14 protein-coding genes and 1 pseudogene are annotated in these 16192 nt (G+C 69.6%); 3 read left to right on the top strand and 12 right to left on the bottom strand.

Annotated elements, in window-relative coordinates:
• On the top strand, positions 1–632 hold a 632-nt coding region (locus ACIRQH_RS40745; RefSeq protein WP_404230583.1), incomplete at its 5' end, for a tetratricopeptide repeat protein.
• A gap of 171 nt (positions 633–803) precedes the next feature.
• Here the strand turns inward: ACIRQH_RS40745 and ACIRQH_RS40740 are convergent.
• From ACIRQH_RS40740 to ACIRQH_RS40710, 7 genes are all read right to left on the bottom strand, one after another.
• Positions 804–1271: a hypothetical protein gene (locus ACIRQH_RS40740; protein WP_404230580.1), complete on the bottom strand. Its 468-nt coding sequence runs from the start codon at positions 1269–1271 to the stop codon at positions 804–806.
• A 71-nt stretch (positions 1272–1342) separates the two neighbouring features.
• Positions 1343–2218 carry a hypothetical protein gene (locus ACIRQH_RS40735; protein WP_404230577.1) on the bottom strand — a complete coding sequence of 292 codons (876 nt, stop codon included), beginning with the start codon at positions 2216–2218 and terminating at the stop codon, positions 1343–1345.
• A gap of 253 nt (positions 2219–2471) precedes the next feature.
• Positions 2472–3002, bottom strand: coding sequence for a hypothetical protein (locus tag ACIRQH_RS40730; RefSeq protein WP_404230574.1), 531 nt, complete (start codon positions 3000–3002; stop codon positions 2472–2474).
• A 359-nt stretch (positions 3003–3361) separates the two neighbouring features.
• A complete protein-coding gene (locus ACIRQH_RS40725; protein WP_404230573.1) occupies positions 3362–4138 on the bottom strand; it encodes an ABC transporter permease in 777 nt (258 codons plus the stop codon).
• Positions 4135–5097 (bottom strand): ATP-binding cassette domain-containing protein, encoded by a 963-nt coding sequence (locus tag ACIRQH_RS40720; RefSeq protein ID WP_404230571.1) that lies wholly within the window; start codon positions 5095–5097, stop codon positions 4135–4137. The genes ACIRQH_RS40725 and ACIRQH_RS40720 overlap by 4 nt, the downstream gene beginning before the upstream one ends.
• A 59-nt stretch (positions 5098–5156) precedes the next feature.
• On the bottom strand, positions 5157–5828 hold the full coding sequence (locus ACIRQH_RS40715; RefSeq protein WP_404230568.1) for a DUF4097 family beta strand repeat-containing protein: 672 nt from the start codon (positions 5826–5828) through the stop codon (positions 5157–5159).
• A 339-nt stretch (positions 5829–6167) separates the two neighbouring features.
• Positions 6168–8423 carry an MMPL family transporter gene (locus ACIRQH_RS40710; RefSeq protein ID WP_388937035.1) on the bottom strand — a complete coding sequence of 752 codons (2256 nt, stop codon included), beginning with the start codon at positions 8421–8423 and terminating at the stop codon, positions 6168–6170.
• A 603-nt stretch (positions 8424–9026) separates the two neighbouring features.
• Here ACIRQH_RS40710 and ACIRQH_RS40705 point away from each other — a divergent pair.
• Positions 9027–9812: an MBL fold metallo-hydrolase gene (locus ACIRQH_RS40705; RefSeq protein WP_404230565.1), complete on the top strand. Its 786-nt coding sequence runs from the start codon at positions 9027–9029 to the stop codon at positions 9810–9812.
• Here the strand turns inward: ACIRQH_RS40705 and ACIRQH_RS40700 are convergent.
• Positions 9809–11068, bottom strand: a complete 1260-nt coding sequence (locus tag ACIRQH_RS40700; protein ID WP_404230600.1) for an MFS transporter — start codon at positions 11066–11068, stop codon at positions 9809–9811. The genes ACIRQH_RS40705 and ACIRQH_RS40700 overlap by 4 nt on opposite strands.
• 388 nt (positions 11069–11456) lie before the next feature.
• On the bottom strand, positions 11457–12188 hold the full coding sequence (locus tag ACIRQH_RS40695; RefSeq protein ID WP_388937043.1) for a helix-turn-helix domain-containing protein: 732 nt from the start codon (positions 12186–12188) through the stop codon (positions 11457–11459).
• A 250-nt stretch (positions 12189–12438) separates the two neighbouring features.
• Between ACIRQH_RS40695 and ACIRQH_RS40690 the strand changes: the two genes are divergently transcribed.
• Entirely contained in the window at positions 12439–13113 is a 675-nt protein-coding gene (locus ACIRQH_RS40690; RefSeq protein ID WP_404230562.1) for a DUF4097 family beta strand repeat-containing protein, read from the top strand.
• A 41-nt stretch (positions 13114–13154) separates the two neighbouring features.
• Here the strand turns inward: ACIRQH_RS40690 and ACIRQH_RS40685 are convergent, their stop codons facing one another.
• The 3 genes and pseudogenes from ACIRQH_RS40685 to ACIRQH_RS40675 form a co-directional block, all read right to left on the bottom strand.
• Positions 13155–14174 carry a methylmalonyl-CoA mutase family protein gene (locus ACIRQH_RS40685; RefSeq protein ID WP_404230560.1) on the bottom strand — a complete coding sequence of 340 codons (1020 nt, stop codon included), beginning with the start codon at positions 14172–14174 and terminating at the stop codon, positions 13155–13157.
• A 43-nt stretch (positions 14175–14217) separates the two neighbouring features.
• Positions 14218–15270: a 2-oxoacid:ferredoxin oxidoreductase subunit beta gene (locus ACIRQH_RS40680; protein WP_388937051.1), complete on the bottom strand. Its 1053-nt coding sequence runs from the start codon at positions 15268–15270 to the stop codon at positions 14218–14220.
• A pseudogene (locus tag ACIRQH_RS40675) lies at positions 15260–16192 on the bottom strand (2-oxoglutarate ferredoxin oxidoreductase subunit alpha); the annotation flags it as partial. The pseudogene ACIRQH_RS40675 and the gene ACIRQH_RS40680, both read right to left, overlap by 11 nt.

The raw sequence follows: 16192 nt of genomic DNA, 5'->3' as shown, positions 1-16192 counted from the left end.
AAGCAATCCTCACCCTGCGCCAGGACCAGCTCGGCGACAGTCATCACGACACCCTGACCACCCGGCACGAGCTTGCCCGTGTCCTGCACGGCCAAGGCGAGCTACAGCAAGCCCGCTCGGAATTCGAAGCAATCCTCACCCTGCGCCAGGACCAGCTCGGCGACAGTCATCACGACACCCTGACCACCCGGCACGAGCTTGCCCGTGTCCTGCACGGCCAAGGTGATTTGCGGGCGGCTGGCACAGAGTTCGAGGCGGTCCTCGCCGTGCGCAGGGAGCAGCTTGGCGAAGTGCATCCCAGCACTCTGGCCAGTCGGCACAACCTCGCTCGCGTGCTGCACAGCCGGGGGGATCTTGCCAGAGCCCGCTCCGAGCTCGAAGCTATCCTCAGCGCCGAACGGGAATTGCGCGGCGATACATACCCTGGGACGCTCGACACACGGCACGATCTCGCTCGAGTCATGCAGGACCAAGGCGAACTGCAGGCGGCGCGCTCCGAATTCGAAGCCGTTCTCGCTCTGCGCCGCGAGCGACTTGGTGCCGCGCACCCGAGCACCTTGGACACTCAGCATCATTTGATCCAGATGCCTGTTGCCGAGGGAGAGGCGGGGACCGGAGCCGGAGTCGGGTGAGAATCGATATCGCTCCCCCACGACTCCGCGCTTTGCATGCTTGCCTGGTCCGAAGAGCTGAAGTAGCTCTTCGGACCTGCCAGCACGCGTTGCCTTCCTGGTGGTGACTCCAGACAGCCGTCAGAACGAGAGCGCAATGCCTGGTCTGGAGGCGCGTGAGACGGTGGGCGGTCAGGTGATCCAGCTGCCCGCGGCGCAGTCGGCGGGTGTAACCCATTTGTGAGCCATGATGTTGTTGTTCATGTTGGCGCCGTTGGTGAAGGTGTTGTCGCCCAGGTAATCGGCATAGAGCTCTCCTGGTGCAAGGCATGCGTACGATCCTGTGCCGCCGGGGAGGAAGTAGAAGGCGACCATGTCCCTCCCTCCGAAGAATCCTGCGTTCATGACGGAGGAGGCTCGGTTGTTGGCGTTGGTGAATCCGCCTACGCCGTCTCCCCAGTTGAGGTCGTTTCCGGTTGTTCCTCCGAGGTAGTCGCCGCTGCAGTCGGTCCCATCCCAGGCGTGCATGGAGCCGTTGCGGCCCGGCCATTTGGCATTGCAGATGTCCCCTTCGGTGGTGGCATGCGCCGCCGTGCTGGTGATGGAAAGCCCGAATACGGACAGGCTGAGGGCAGCGATGAACGTGCCTAATGTGCGCATGCTTGACTCCTCGACGTCGTTGATGCCGCTTCGGCGAGGCGTTCTTGGCCGGGCGGGTGAGAGATTCTGTGTCAGGTACGGGCATCGACGAGGGCGCGGGCTCGCACTAGGGCGCGATGTTGGAACCCGTGCCAAGTTTCCAGCGCCTTTCCGTACCGCTTGGGCAGTTCCTCGATGTAGTGGGCTTCGCGTGCCTCACCGATGGCCTTCAGTGAGGTCTTCCGGGCGCAGGTGGCATCGGCTACCGCAAGATCACGCTCGCTCGGGAACGCCTTGTCGACACCGAGCCGAACTGATCGCTGCGCGGCGGCCTGGCGGGCCGCCTGGGGGTCCGAGTAGGGGCGACCGGCGTGCGTCATGCACTGCGACCAGGCATTCAGTGCCGCGGTGAACTTCCCGTCGGCCATCACCTTGGGGACATAGAGCGACTGGAGGCCGCCGGAGATCTTTTCTGCGCGGAACCAGGCCCGCACGTCTCCGTACAGCTGACTCTCGGATTCCGCTACACAGCCTCCTTCCCGTTTCTGGACGACCCCGCCGCCGGGAAGCGTGGCGGAGATGACAGGTGCTTGGAGCCCCCCGTCCAATGCCTCGTCATACTCCTTGCGTCTCTCTGCAGAAAGGCTTTTGTGGTAGGCAATGTTGAGGTCGGCACGTCGCCGACGGTCTTCCTGCGCGGAGATTCGGCTGCCGTAGGCGTGCCGGCGCGCCCAGTCGACATCGTCCAACACGTAGCCCAAAGTACGACTTTCCTCAAGGCTTGGGCGCTCCGCTTCCCAGTAGGTGAAGCCGTCGCGTTCCATGCACTTTCGGATCAGCACCTGCTGGGCATCGGCGATACGGAGCGCCTCCGCATCGGTAAGTGCCCGGGAGTTGCTCAGCGAAGTAGAAGGCGACGCACCTTTCGGCGTCTGTGCTTTGCCGCATCCGGCCGCCAAGGTGGTCACGACGGCCAACGTCGCAGCTAGGGCTAGCACTCGCCGCATACCTGCTCCCCCGATTCCCGAGACATCTCGCGTCGACTCGCTCTCATCGCGCGGCCCAGACCTGCATCAGCTTGAACACATCGCCGGGCCAGGACTACGAATTCGAGCACCATCGAATTGAGGTCGCATCCTCGCGGGGGTGCCTGCCCGAAGAGGTTCACCGCGACCGGATCTCCTCGCCCCCCCGGGGGGGGGTCGCCGCCGGGCCGTGTGGTCAGGCGGCCTGGCAGAGTTCTGCGGGGCCGGTCGGTGCGGCGGCGAGGGGGTCGGCCGGCCCGGCGTGGGTTCGACGGTTGGTGGGGCCGGTGGTCGCGGTCTGTGTGTGGTTGCGGGCGAAGACGACCAGGCGCAGGACTGCGAAGCGTGCGACGCCGGCGAGCGCGGATGCTGAGAGGTAGACGGTCTGCTGGAGCATTGTGCCGGGGGTGGCGATCAGTTGGTGCAGGGCGAGTGTGGCGGTGCAGGTGAGTGCGAAGGCGGCGGCGGCTGAGCCGGCGGACTGTGTGTGCTGGCGCCAGGTTGCGTGTCCGCCTGCGCCGAAGGAGAAGCGGGCGTGGAGTTCGGTGGCCAGGAGGGTGGAGAGGACGGTGACGAGGGCGTTGGCCAGGCTCCAGGGGATCTGTGTGGCGAGGGTGGCCACGGTGAGGCTGGAGGCGAGTCCTACGGTGCCGCCGAGGAGGGTGAAGCGGGCGAAGGCGGTGGCGGCGCTGGGTGTGGCCTGCTGTCGGCTGTGCGTTGTCTTCATGGTTCGACCCCCCTTGGCTTCTGGTCTGCTGAGCTCGTTCTCGTCGGCCTGCGGGGCCGCCGGTTCGTTGTTTCTGATGATGCAAACGCTACGTTGCATTCATGGATTTGACAATATATTTATTGCTTGCAATCGGCGTTTATGCAGGTGATGGCTCTATTTTTGTTGCAATGATTCCGCTGTAACGCAACATCTTCTCTTGCGAACATTGCAATGGGTTGGCTGTGAATGCTACGACGGAAACCCGGGTCGCTCTGAGGTGCGTGCCGGGCGTCCCGCTCCACGCGCAGGGCGGCGTACTCCGACGGGTGTCGGGGTGCGCCGCCCTGGGGTGGAACGGGTTCGTGGTGTCCGCCTGCCTACTTCGGATCGGCGTTGTACTGGGACTGCGACCAGCGCCAGCCGAGGACGCTGAGGGCCGCGCACCAGGCGAGGGCGATCCACCAGTTGTTGCCGATCTCCGTGCCCAGCAGGAGGCCCCGCAGGGTTTCGATCGCCGGGGTGAAGGGCTGGTAGTGGGCGATCGGCTGGAACCAGCCGGGCATCGAGTCGAGCGGCACGAAGGCGCTGGAGATCAGGGGCAGGAGGATCAGTGGCATGGCGTTGTTGCTGGCCGCTTCGGCGTTGGGGCTGCCGAGGCCCATGCCGACGGCGATCCAGGTGAACGCGAGGGCGAAGAAGGCGAGGAGGCCGAGGGCCGCGAGCCATTCCAGGATGCCTGCGTCGGTGGAGCGGAAGCCCATCGCGACGCCCACCGCGCCGACGAGGATGACGCTGAGGATGGCCTGGAGGACGCTTCCGACGACGTGGCCGAAGAGGACGGAACCGCGGTGGATGGCCATGGTGCGGAAGCGGGCGATGATGCCTTCGTTCATGTCGGTGGCGACCGAGACGGCGGTGCCGACGACGGTGGAGCCGATCGTCATGAGCAGGATGCCGGGGACGATGTAGGCGATGTAGGCGGAGCGGCCGGCGCCGCCGCTCATGGTGTTGCCGAAGATGTAGACGAAGAGCAGCAACAGCATCACGGGGGTGAGCAGCAGGTTGAGGGTGAGGGAGGGGTAGCGGCGTGCGTGGAGGAGGTTGCGGCGCAGCATGGTGGAGGAGTCGCGTACGGCGAGGGAGAGGGTGCTCATCGGACGGTCTCCTTGGGCTGGGTGGGGAGGGTGGTGTTGCCGGTGAGGGCGAAGAAGACGTCGTCCAGGTCGGGTGTGTGGACGGTGAGTTCGTCGGCTTCGATGCCGGCGGTGTCGAGGCGGTCGAGGATGGTGCGTAGTTCTCGTTGGCTGCCGTCGCTGGGGAGTTGGAGGGCGAGGGCTTCGTCGTCGCGGGCGCTGTCGGTGAGGGCGAGGGCGGCCCTCTGGTAGGCGGTGGGGTCGGTGAAGCGCAGGCGGATGTGTCCGCCGGGGATGAGGCGTTTCAGCTCCTCGGCGGTGCCTTCGGCGGCGATCTTTCCGTTGTTGAGGACGGCGATGCGGTCGGCGAGTTCGTCGGCCTCCTCCAGGTACTGGGTGGTGAGGAAGACCGTGGTGCCGCCGGTGACCAGCTCCCGGATGATCTGCCACATGTTGTGCCGGGAACGCGGGTCGAGACCGGTGGTCGGCTCGTCGAGGAAGATGATCCGCGGAGCGCCGACCAGCGTCATCGCGATGTCCAGGCGCCGCTTCATGCCGCCCGAGTAGGTCGACGCCGGCTTCTTCGCCGCCTCCACCAGGTCGAAGCGCTCCAGGAGTTCGGCCGCCGTGCGCCGGCCCTCCGCCTTCGACAGATGATGCAGATCGGCCATCAGCAGCATGTTCTCCTCCCCCGTGATCAGCCCGTCCACCGCCGAGAACTGACCCGTCACACCGATCACCGCGCGGGCCGCCTGCGCCTGCGTGGCCAGGTCATGGCCGCCGACCTGGATCTGCCCGGAACCCGCGTCCGGGGTGATGAGTGTCGAGAGGATCTTCACGGCCGTCGTCTTGCCGGCACCGTTCGGGCCCAGCAGGGAGAAGACGGTGCCCTCGGGGACCCTCAGGTCGACGCCGTCGAGCACGACCTTGTCACCGTAGGACTTGCGCAACCCGTGCGCCGCGATGGCCAAGCTGGTCATGAGGGGGACTCCTTTGAGGCTGCGGGTGGTGATGGTGTCGTGGGTCGGGTGTCGGGGGGTCAGTTGCTGGTGGCGGTGATATTGCCCTGGGTGGTGGTGGCGCGGATGGTGAGGGCGGGGGTGCTGTCGGTGTTCTTCAGTGCGTTGTTGATGCGGCCGTAGCTGGTGCCGGCGTCGAGGGTGGCGGAGACGCCGCGGGTGGCGCCGACGGTGATGTCGCCGGACTGGGTGCTCAGGGTGACGGTGCCGCCGGTGGCCTCGGTGATGGTGAGGTCGCCTTTTTGGGTGCTGATGTCGGCGGGTCCGCCGAGGCGGCCGATGGTGATGTCGCCTGCCATGAGGCTCAGGTGGGCGCCGGCGGTCTCGTCGAGTTTGAGGGTGCCCTGGGCGCCTTCGAAGGTGACGTCGCCGAGGCGTCCCACTCCGCGGAAGTCGGTGGCGGCGGTCTTGGCCTCGATGCGGGAGCCGACGGGGAGCTGGATGGTGATCTCGACCGATCCGGAACTGCCGCCGAGGATGCGGTTCTTGGCCGGTGCGGCCTCGATGCGCAGGACGCCGTCGCCGTAGAGGACCGTGACCTGCTCCGCCGCCTTCACGTCACGGCTCTTGGAGGCGTTCGCCGGCAGGACCTCGACCGTGGCGTCCGCACGGTCGGCGGCGATGACCTGGATCCGGCCCGCGGGAATGTCGATGACGGCCGAGACGGGGGCGGGGGTGTCGAACTTCTGCATCGTGCTCTCCTTCTCCTGCATCGCGCGCCCCGACGGCGCCCGCGCTTTCCGATGAGAGAAACGCTACGTTGCCTTCACGGTTCTGACAACACTGTTGTTGCGCAAGTTGGCGGTAACTGCTGGTAGATGAGTAAAAGTTGTTGCAACGGTCTCGCGCATAACGCAACGTCCTCGTACAGACGGTGTTGCAATGATTGGAGGTGAACGCTATCCGTGGGCCGGGTGGCGGCAGTGGGGGCGGTGTCGGGAGCGGCTACGACGCCACCGGCCGGTGGCCGGTGGCGTCGTGGCGTTCTCCTCCGGCGCCCTCGTACCGGCCCGGCGCCAACGGGCTGTGGCTCAGCGGGTCAGTTCGCGTTCGCGCTTCGGGCGGTGGGAGGACAGCGGCGGGCCGGCGGGGTCCTGGCCGAGCTCCGCGCCTTCGACGTCGAGGTTGGGCAGCAGCCGGTCGAGCCACTTCGGCAGCCACCAGGCCTTGGCGCCCAGGAGGGCGAACAGGGCGGGGATGATCGCCATGCGGACGACGAAGGCGTCGAAGAGCACAGCGGAGGCCAGCGCGAATCCCATCATCTTGACGAGGTCGTTGTCCTCGGCGATGAAGCCGGAGAAGACGCTGATCATGATGATGGCGGCGGCCGAGACGACGCGGCCGCCGTAGCGGAAGCCGGTGACGACGGCCTCCGCGGGGGTGGCGCCGTGGGTGTAGGCCTCGCGCATGCGGCTGACGAGGAACACCTCGTAGTCCATGGCGAGTCCGAAGACCACGCCGATCATGAGGATGGGCATGGTGCTCACGATGGGGCCGGGCTGGTCGATGCCGAAGAGGCCGGCGAGGTGGCCCTGCTGGAAGACCGCGACGACCGCGCCGAGCGCCGCGCCGACCGAGAGCAGGAACCCCAGGGCCGCCTTGAAGGGGACCAGGACGGAGCGGAAGACCACCATCAGGAGGAGGAAGGCCAGACCCACGACGAGGGCGAGGTAGGGCAGCAGCGCCTTGTCCAGGGTGTGGGAGAAGTCGATGATCAGGGCCGTCTGACCGGTGATCAGGATCTCGGAGCCGGTGTCGTTCTCCAGGCCGCCGGCGCTCTGGCGCAGGGAGCGGACCAGGTCCTCGGTGGCGGCCTTGCCCGGACCGCTGGTGGGGATGACGTTGAAGAGGGCGGTGTCGCCCGCCGGGTTGAGCGTCGGCGGGGTGACGGAGGCGACGCCGTCCTGCGCGGCGAAGCGCTGGGCCACCTTCTTCGCGGCGGCCGCGGCCCCGGGGCCTTCGACGGTGGCCGTCAGCGGGCCGTTGAAGCCGTCGCCGAAGGACGCCGAGAGCATGTCGTAGGCCTTGCGCTGGGTGGTGTCGGTGGCCATCGTGCCCTCGCCGGGCAGGCCGAGCCGCAGGCTCGCGGCGGGCACGGCCAGGGCGCCGAGGCCCACGACGCCGACCAGCAGGACCGCGACCGGGTGGCGCAGCACGTAACCGGCCCAGCGTGCGCCGAGGTTGGGGTGGCGCCGGGCCTGCTTCGCCGCCTGCTTGGCCGCCTTGCGCCGGCGGCGGGCGGAGAGGGGCTTGCTGCGGAACGCGGCGCGGTCGCGGCGGCGCAGGACGCGGATGGGGGCGAAGCCGAGCAGGGCGGGGACCAGGGTGATGGCGATGAGGACGGCCACGGCGACGGTGCCGGCGGCGGCCAGGCCCATCTTGGTCAGGACGGGGATGTTCACCACGCTCAGGCCGGCGAGCGCGACGATGACGGTGAGTCCGGCGAAGACGACGGCGGAGCCCGCGGTGCCGACCGCCCGTCCGGCGGCCTCCTGGCGGTCGTGGCCCTCCAGTTTCTCCGAGCGGTAGCGGGAGACGACGAACAGCGCGTAGTCGATGCCGACGGCCAGTCCGAGCATCATCGCCAGGTTGGACGTGGTCGCGGACAGGCCGAGCGTGCTGCCCAGTGCGGTGATGGCGCTGATGCCGATCCCGACGCCGATGACGGCGGTCAGCAGCGGCATGCCCGCGGCGATCAGGGAGCCGAAGGTCATCAGCAGGACGAGGGCGGAGATCAGGACGCCGATCTTCTCGCCGACGCCGCTCATGGCGGTGTCGACCTTCACCGCGTCGCCGCCGGCCTCCACGGTCAGACCCGTACTGCGGCCCGAGCGCAGAGTCTTGTCCAGCGCGTCGTGCTGGGCATCGGTGAGTTCGGTGGCACTGGCCTTGTAGGTGGCCACCGCGTAGGCGGTGGTGCCGTCCTTGCTGACCGCGCCGGCCGTGAACGGGTCGGTGACCCGGATGATGCCCGGGTTCCTGCCCAGCTCGCCGACGAGAGCGGCCACAGCCCTCTTGTTCTCGGCCGTGGTGATCCGCTGCCCCTTGGGGGCGCGGACGACGACCCGTGCGCCGGCGCCCTCGGCGCCGGCGGCCGGGAACTTCTCCTCCAGCAGGTCGAAGGCCTTTTGCGACTCGGTACCCGGCATGGAGAAGGTGTCGGCGGGGGGCGCGGGCGCGGAGGAGGCCGCGAATCCCGCGCCGAAGAGAACCAGCAGCCACAGCAGTACCGTCAGGCCTCGCCTGCGGAACGCGAATCGGCCCAGTCTGTAGAGCAACGTCGCCATGGTGGGGGGCTCCCGTCGGGATCGGATGGCACCAAGACCCGCGCAGGGTAACAAACCGCAGTGGCGGTTTGCTTACGCTGGTGGTGCTTCTCCGCCCCTCCCGGGACGGCCCTCGAGCGCGCCTCCAGCGATTCCCGAGTGGGCTTCGCGGCACGGCGGAACGCGAGCACCGCACACCCCCGCCGCGGGCGCCGCCGCCCCCTGCCCGGGCATACGCACCCGGGCACTCCCGCAGCCTGCCGCAGTGCGCTCGAAGCGTGGTCGAGTCGCGCTCGGCCCCAACGGCGGCCCCGGGCACGCCCGTTCGATGGCGCCGGCGGTCTGCGCCGGTGGCGGGCCGTCCGGCCGGCAGGACAAGTGGTCCGGCGTGGGCCCAAGTCGGCTGGGTAGGCGGGGTGTTGATCGGACCGGTGGCATTCTTCCGCCGCCAAGGTGCGCAGGCGTGCGGTCCAGGTTCCCTCGTCCATCGCTCAACTATTTCTATACGGAGGGCGGTTAGCCTCCGATCATGGACCGTTCGGCTTCGGGCCGCTGCGGCGAGACGCTCCGACGGGAGGAGGGCTCGGGCCTGCCCGCCTCCCCACACGACAAGGAATCCCGTTTGTGAAAGTTCATCATCTGAACTGCGGCACCATGCATCCGCCCGGCGCGCGTCTGGTGTGTCACGTGCTGCTCCTCGAGACCGCCGGCGGCCTGGTCCTCGTCGACTCCGGCTACGGGCTCGACGACATCGCCGATCCAGGGCGCCGCGTCGGGCCGTCCCGGCGTTTCGTACGGCCCGTTTTCGACGTCGAGGAGACGGCCGTACGGCAGATCGAGCGGCTCGGGTTCAGCCGCCAGGACGTCCGCCACATCGTGCTCACGCACTTCGACTCCGACCACATCGGGGGCCTGGCCGACTTCCCCGACGCGCAGGTCCACCTCACCGCCGACGAGGCCCGCGGGTCCGTCCACTCCCCCACCTGGCGCGAGCGGATCCGCTACCGGCGGCCGCAGTGGGAGCACGGCGTGAAACTCGTCGAGCACCGGCCCGACGGGGAACGGTGGCGCGGCTTCGCGGCGGCGCGTGAACTCGACGCGATCGCCCCCGGGATCGTGCTGATCGCCCTGCCCGGGCACAGCCGGGGGCACGCCGCCGTCGCCGTCGAGGCGGACAGCGGATGGCTGCTCCACACCGGGGACGCCTTCTACCATCGGGGCGTCCTGGACCGGCGCTCCCCCGTCCCGCGCACGCTCAGCGGCATGGAGTCCTTCATCGCCTACGACATCAACCAGGTGCGCGACAACCATGCGCGGCTCGCCGAGCTGTACGAGCGTGGGGAGCCCGATCTGCTCATCGTCAACGCCCACGACCCGGTGCTGTTCGAGCGGGCGCTCGCGCGGGCCTAGCGGCTCCGGCGGGGCCCGGGGGCCGTGTCGGGCCGTGGGGCGGGCGCCGGGGTGCGCGGCCCCGGCTTCGGGGCCGGCCGCACGGTGAGTTCCGCCCGGCGTACGTCGGGCGAGAGGAGGCCGACGACGGCGGCGCTCGCGCTGATGCCCGCGCCGATGAGGAACATCGGTGTCACCCCGACCGCACCGGCCGCAAGGCCGAAGAGGGGGAAGACGAGCGGGGCCAGTCCGACGTGGGACAGGGCCAGGACGCCGGCGACGCGGCCTTGGTAGGAGGCGGCCGTGTTGCGCTGGATCAGGGCGATGGACAGGCCCCCGCACACACCGCCCACCAGCCCCGCGAAGCCGGCGACCGCCGCCGCGCCGGCCACCGTCGGCAGCAGGCCGATGGCGCCGATCGCCGCGGAGGCGACGACGAGCGTGCAGAGCTGGGCTGTTCCGGCGCGCCGGATCCGCCCCATGAGAGACAGGCCCACGGCTCCCAGTCCGGCCCCGACCGCGAACGCGCCGAGGATCCAGCCGATCGAGGACGCCCCGAAACCCCGCTCCCCCGCCAGGAGGAACACTCCCACCTGCAGCGGCGCCATGAACCCGATCTCACTCAGCGCGGTGGCGAGCACGAGGGGTCCCACCAGGCGGTGGCGGCGGATGTAGCGCAGTCCGTCGGCCAGGTCCTGCCAGGGGCTGCCGGGTCTGCCCGCGCCCGGCTGCGGTGCCAGGGGCGTGATGCGGACGCCGGCCAGGAGGAGCAGGGAGAACGCGAACAGCGTCCCGGCCATCGCGAAAGCGGCCTCGCCGTGGTGGGCGAGGGCGAATCCGGCCAGGGGCGGACCCACCGCCTTCCCGATCCGGATCGCCAACTGCCGCATGCCGACGAGGCGGACGACCTCGTCGGGGGCGGTGAGCCGCGGCGGCAGCGCACCCACCGCCGGCATGAACAGGGCGTCCACCACCCCGAAGAGCAGCGCCACCACCACCAGCAGCCAGATCTTCGGCGTGCTGAGCCACAGCAGGGCGGCGAGCGCGAGGATCACCGCGGCCCGCAGGGCATCGGAACCGATGACGACCTTGCGCGGATCGAACCGGTCGGCCACCACACCGCCCAGGAGCATCAGCAGCGCCCTGGGGACGGCACCCACCGCCAGCACCAAGCCGACCTGCGCGGGACCGGCGAACTGCGCGGCCGCCCAGCCCAGGGCGAGGAAGTAGACGCTGTCGCCCACGATGGACGCGAAGTAGGCGGTGAGCCAGCGCAGTACGTTCGTGTCGCGGTGCGCGGGCCGTGACGGGAGTTGCCCGGACGGGCCGGAACTGCCGGACGCGCCCGGGGAATTGCACGCGCTCTTGTCGGCATGAGCGTGGGGCGGAGCGGGAGTGTGCGGGGCGCTCGGATCCGAGACGAGAGTACCGGCGCCGGGGCCAGGTCCGGGGCCGGCGGGTGGAACGGAGCCGCCGGATCCCAGGGACCCGGCTCTGTCGGCGTCGGCGTCAGTCACGTCCCGGATCCTCACCTCAATCGCCATACGGGACAAGGGATTCCGGTACTTCCTGGGCCAGGGCTCCACCGGTGTTCCGGCGGAGGCTTCTGCGCCGGATGCGCGTCAGGCCGACAGAGCAGGCGGGTCCCCGCAGCCGGTTCGCGGCTCAGTCGGTCTCGTCCGGCGCCGTCTCGGGCTTGGTGTAGAGGACTTCACGGGCCTGTTCCGCGGCGCGGGCGAGGCTTTCGGAGACGTAGTCGAGGAAGCGGGCGATGTTCTCCAGGCGGTTGCCGGCCGGGGTGCCGGGGCCCAGGACGCCGACGCCCTGCCGTGCGGTCTCGACGATCTGGGCGGTGGAGCGGGCGCTGGCCATCATGGACTGGTACCAGACGTCGTCGTCGACGACGTAGCGCTCGCGGCGGCGTTCGTCGCGCTCCCTGCGGACCAGGCCCTGGCTCTCCAGGAACGCGATGGCCTTGGAGATGGACGCCGGGCTGACCTGGAGACGCTGGACGAGTTCGGCGGCGGTGAGGCTGCCGGAGTCGGTGAGGGTGAGGCAGGACATCACCCGGGCCATCATCGTGGGCGCGCCCGAGGCCATGAAGACGGTGGTGAGCACCTCCTCGTACTCGCGCACGGCCTGCTCGTGGCGGCCCTGGGGCTGAGGTGCCCTGGTGTCGCGGGGGGTGGCCTGCTTGCGGCGGTGTGCGCGGTGTTCGGTGGCGCGGTGGGCGAGGTCGGCGCGGTAGGAGGTGGGGCCGCCATTGCGCATCACCTCGCGCGTGATGGTGGAGGTGGGGCGGTCCAGGCTTCGGGCGATCTCGGCGTAGGCGAGGCCGTCGGCCAGTCCCAGCGCGATCTGCTGGCGTTCCTGCTGGGTGAGCCTGCCTCCCGGCATCGGGGTCTCCTTCGTCGTGCATGGCGCGTATGTCTCGGACTATAGCGTTCACCTCCAATTCATTGCAACACTCGGAGACAGGTGTGTTGCGTTAGACGTGAGACCATTGCAACAAATTTGGCCCATCTACCTGTACTTATGGCGTTCTTGCGCAACGACACTGTTGCTCGATCTATGAATGCAACGTAGCTTTTCCATCAGCAGAAACCGCGGGCCGCTGGGGCACGCGATGCAGGAGAAGGAGAGCACCATGCAGAAGTTCGACTCCCCCGCCCCGATCTCCGCCGTTCTCGACATCCCGGCCGGACGTGTCCGCCTGATCGCCGCGGACCACGACGCCACCAGCGTCGAGGTCGCGCCCGCCGACCCCTCCAGGGGCGCGGACGTGAAGGCGGCGGAGCAGATCACCGTCACCTACACCGACGGCGTCCTGCGCGTGGCGACCCCGGAGGCCAACAGCCGTCTCCTGGGCGCCGGTTCCGGGTCCGTCGAGGTCACCGTCCAGCTCCCCGCCGGCTCCCGCGTCGAGGCGAGGACCGCCGCCGCCGACATCAGCGGCACCGGACGCCTCGGCGACGTCGCCCTCGAATCCGCCCAGGGCACCATCACCCTCGACGAGACAGCGGGCGCCCGCCTCACCCTCGCCGCCGGCGACATCACCGTGAACCGCCTGGGCGGCTCCGCCCAGATCAGCACCCAGAAGGGCGACCTGACCATCGCCGAAGCGGTGCACGGCACCGTCACCCTGCGCACCGAGGCCGGTCACATCAGCGTCGGCGCCGCAAGCGGCGTCTCCGCCACCCTCGACGCCGGCACCGGCTACGGCCGTGTCGACAACGCCCTGACCAACTCCGAGGGCTCCGCCGCCGCCCTGAACATCCACGCCACCACCGCCTACGGCGACATCACCGCCCGCAACAACTGAACAGGCCCGGGCCCGTCCGCGATCACCCGGCCGGAGGACAGTCAGCGGGCATCCGCCGGGAAGTGGGTGCCCCACACCTCGCGCAGTGCGTCGCACCCCTCGCCGACGGTGGCGCGGGCGCGCAGGGCTTGCCTCATCGGGTGCAGGACGTTGCCGTCGCCCGCCGCCGCCTCCTGCAGGGCGGTGAGTGCGGCGTCCACGTCCCGTTGTTCGCGCCAGGCACGGAGTTTGGCGATGCGTTCGCCTTGGCGGGCCGCGGCGCCCGGGTCGGCGGGGGCCAGCTCCTCGGGCTTCTCACCGCCGAAGGGGAAGGAGCCGCCGCGGGCCGCGACGTACGTACCGGGGCCGGTCTCCCGGGCGGCCCGGCGGGCGCCGGTGGCCCACTGCGGGATCTCGGCCCGGCAGTAGTGGACGAGGTCCGCGGCCAGCCGCGCGGACGGGCCGGGCGGGAAGATGCCGGCGCCGTCCAGGACGTACTCCCCCGCCCCGCCTTCGGGGAACGCGCCGGACAGCCGGACGGCCGCCACTCCCTGTTCTTCGGCGACCAGTTGGTACAGCAGGAGCAGTGGGGCGGCGCAGGCGCCGCAGCGCATCGAGGTGACGACCTCGTCCAGTCGGATCCCGGCGAACAGCACCCGCATGTCGTCGATGGAGTCGATCGCCACCCCCGCCCGGCCGACCTCGCCGCTGGCCGCCGGTGCGTCGGAGTCGTGCCCCGTGCGGGTCGGCACGTCGAACACCACGGCAAGTTCCGTGGTGCCGGCGGCGATCAGTTTCCTGTGGCGGGCGTTGGACTCGGCCGCAGTGCCGGGAGCGGTGTACGGCCACGGTGTGGGCGGACGGTCCGCGCTCAGCTCCGGCGGGTGCGCGGCGCCGGTCGGCGGGTGCGGGGCCGGCTCGTCGAGCCGCTGATCCGCCTCACCGAGCTGCCGGCCCGCCTCCTGCGGACTCCGGCCGCCCCGCTCCCCCATCCGCCGGCCCGGGTTGAAGCGTTCAAGGGCCGGCGGGCCGTACACCGGCTCGGTGGGCGGGCGTGGCGCGCCTGTTGTGGTGTGCTCCATGCCATCCCGTTTCTCGGTGTCCGCCTCGCGGCGGGGGCCGGGGTCAGCCGACGACGGTCCAGGTGTCGCCGCCGGCGAGCAGTGCGGCGAGGTCTCCCTTGCCGTTCTGCTCGATGGCCGCGTCCAGCTGGTCGGTCATCTGCGTGTCGTAGACGGGACGTTCGACGCTGCGGAAGACACCGATGGGGGTGTGGTGCAGGGTGTCGGGGTCGGCGAGGCGGGACAGGGCGAAGGCCGTGGTCGGGGACGCGGTGTGGGCGTCGTGGACCAGGATCCGGTGCCGGGTCTCGTCCGTCACCGGGACCACGATCAGGTCTCCGGTGGCGGGGTCGCGGACGACGCCCTTGGAGTGGTCGGTGCCGAAGGTGATGGGCCGGCCGTGTTCGAGGCGGATGACGGCTTCCTCGGCCTGCTGCTTGTCCTTGAGGACCTCGAAGGCGCCGTCGTTGAAGATGTTGCAGTTCTGGTAGATCTCCACCAGCGCGGTGCCCGGGTGGGCGGCGGCCTGGCGCAGTACCTCGGTGAGGTGCTTGCGGTCGGAGTCGACCGTGCGGGCCACGAACGAGGCCTCCGCGCCGATCGCCAGCGACACCGGGTTGAACGGCGCGTCCAGCGAACCCATCGGCGTCGACTTCGTGATCTTCCCGACCTCGGAGGTCGGCGAGTACTGCCCCTTGGTCAGCCCGTAGATCCGGTTGTTGAACAGCAGGATCTTCAGGTTCACATTGCGGCGCAGAGCATGGATGAGGTGGTTGCCGCCGATGGAGAGCGCGTCACCGTCACCGGTGACGACCCACACGCTCAAGTCCCGCCTCGAGGACGCCAGTCCGGTGGCGATCGCCGGCGCACGGCCGTGGATCGAGTGCATCCCGTAGGTGTTCATGTAGTACGGGAAACGCGAGGAACAGCCGATCCCGGAGACGAAGACGATGTTCTCCTTCGCCAGACCCAGCTCCGGCATGAACCCCTGCACCGCGGCCAGGACCGCATAGTCACCACAGCCCGGGCACCAGCGCACCTCCTGATCGGACTTGAAGTCCTTTGCGGTCAGCGGTACTTCGGGCCTGGGGATGAGGGTCAGGGCCTCAGTGGGCATCGATGGCCTCCTTGAGCGCGGTGGCGAGCTGCTCGGCCTTGAACGGCATGCCGTTGACCTGGTTGTAGGAGCGGGCGTCCACCAGGTACTTGGCGCGGATCAGGGTGGCGAGCTGGCCGAGGTTCATCTCGGGGATCACCACTCGGTCGTAGGAACCGAGAACGTCGCCGAGGTTGCGGGGGAAGGGGTTGAGGTGGCGCAGGTGGGCCTGCGCGATGTGCTCACCGGCCGCGCGGAGCCTGCGGACGGCGGCGGTGATGGGCCCGTAGGTCGAGCCCCAGCCGAGGACGAGTGTGGTCGCCTCACCGGTGGGGTCGTCGACGTCGAGGTCGGGGACGTCGATGCCGTCGATCTTCGCCTGGCGGGTGCGGACCATGAACTCGTGATTGGCGGGGTCGTAGGAGATGTTCCCGCTGCCGTCCTGCTTCTCGATCCCGCCGATCCGGTGCTCAAGGCCCGGCGTTCCGGGCACGGCCCACGGGCGCGCGAGGGTCCGCGGGTCCCGCTTGTACGGCCAGAAGACTTCCGTGCCGTCGTCCAGGGTGTGGTTGGGGTGCTGGGCGAACTGGACGCGCAGATCGGGGAGTTCGTCGCTCTCGGGGACGCGCCAGGGTTCGCTGCCGTTGGCGAGGTAGCCGTCGGAGAGGAGGAAGACGGGGGTGCGGTAGGTGACGGCGATCCGGGCCGCCTCGATGGCCGCGTCGAAGCAGTCCGCGGGGGTGCGCGGGGCGACGATGGGGACCGGGGCTTCGCCGTTGCGGCCGTACATCGCCTGCAGCAGGTCGGCCTGCTCCGTCTTGGTCGGCAGACCCGTGGACGGCCCACCACGCTGGATGTCGATGACCAGCAGCGGCAGTTCGAGACTCACCGCGAGCCCGATCGTCTCCGACTTCAACGCCACACCCGGCCCCGACGTCGTCGT

Source organism: Streptomyces sp. NPDC102279 (genome assembly GCF_044766365.1).
Taxonomy (GTDB): domain Bacteria; phylum Actinomycetota; class Actinomycetes; order Streptomycetales; family Streptomycetaceae; genus Streptomyces.
The sequence above is the reverse complement of the archived record's forward strand: the minus strand, read 5'-3'. Positions and strand labels throughout refer to the sequence as shown.

Excerpts from the sequence above, each read along its gene's own strand:
- ACIRQH_RS40740 (WP_404230580.1), bottom strand. The coding sequence starts at position 1,271 with ATGCGCACATTAGGCACGTTCATCGCTGCCCTCAGCCTGTCCGTATTC.
- ACIRQH_RS40730 (WP_404230574.1), bottom strand. The coding sequence starts at position 3,002 with ATGAAGACAACGCACAGCCGACAGCAGGCCACACCCAGCGCCGCCACC.
- ACIRQH_RS40725 (WP_404230573.1), bottom strand. The coding sequence starts at position 4,138 with ATGAGCACCCTCTCCCTCGCCGTACGCGACTCCTCCACCATGCTGCGC.
- ACIRQH_RS40720 (WP_404230571.1), bottom strand. The coding sequence starts at position 5,097 with ATGACCAGCTTGGCCATCGCGGCGCACGGGTTGCGCAAGTCCTACGGT.
- ACIRQH_RS40715 (WP_404230568.1), bottom strand. The coding sequence starts at position 5,828 with ATGCAGAAGTTCGACACCCCCGCCCCCGTCTCGGCCGTCATCGACATT.
- ACIRQH_RS40710 (WP_388937035.1), bottom strand. The coding sequence starts at position 8,423 with ATGGCGACGTTGCTCTACAGACTGGGCCGATTCGCGTTCCGCAGGCGA.
- ACIRQH_RS40695 (WP_388937043.1), bottom strand. The coding sequence starts at position 12,188 with ATGCCGGGAGGCAGGCTCACCCAGCAGGAACGCCAGCAGATCGCGCTG.
- ACIRQH_RS40690 (WP_404230562.1), top strand. The coding sequence starts at position 12,439 with ATGCAGAAGTTCGACTCCCCCGCCCCGATCTCCGCCGTTCTCGACATC.
- ACIRQH_RS40685 (WP_404230560.1), bottom strand. The coding sequence starts at position 14,174 with ATGGAGCACACCACAACAGGCGCGCCACGCCCGCCCACCGAGCCGGTG.
- ACIRQH_RS40680 (WP_388937051.1), bottom strand. The coding sequence starts at position 15,270 with ATGCCCACTGAGGCCCTGACCCTCATCCCCAGGCCCGAAGTACCGCTG.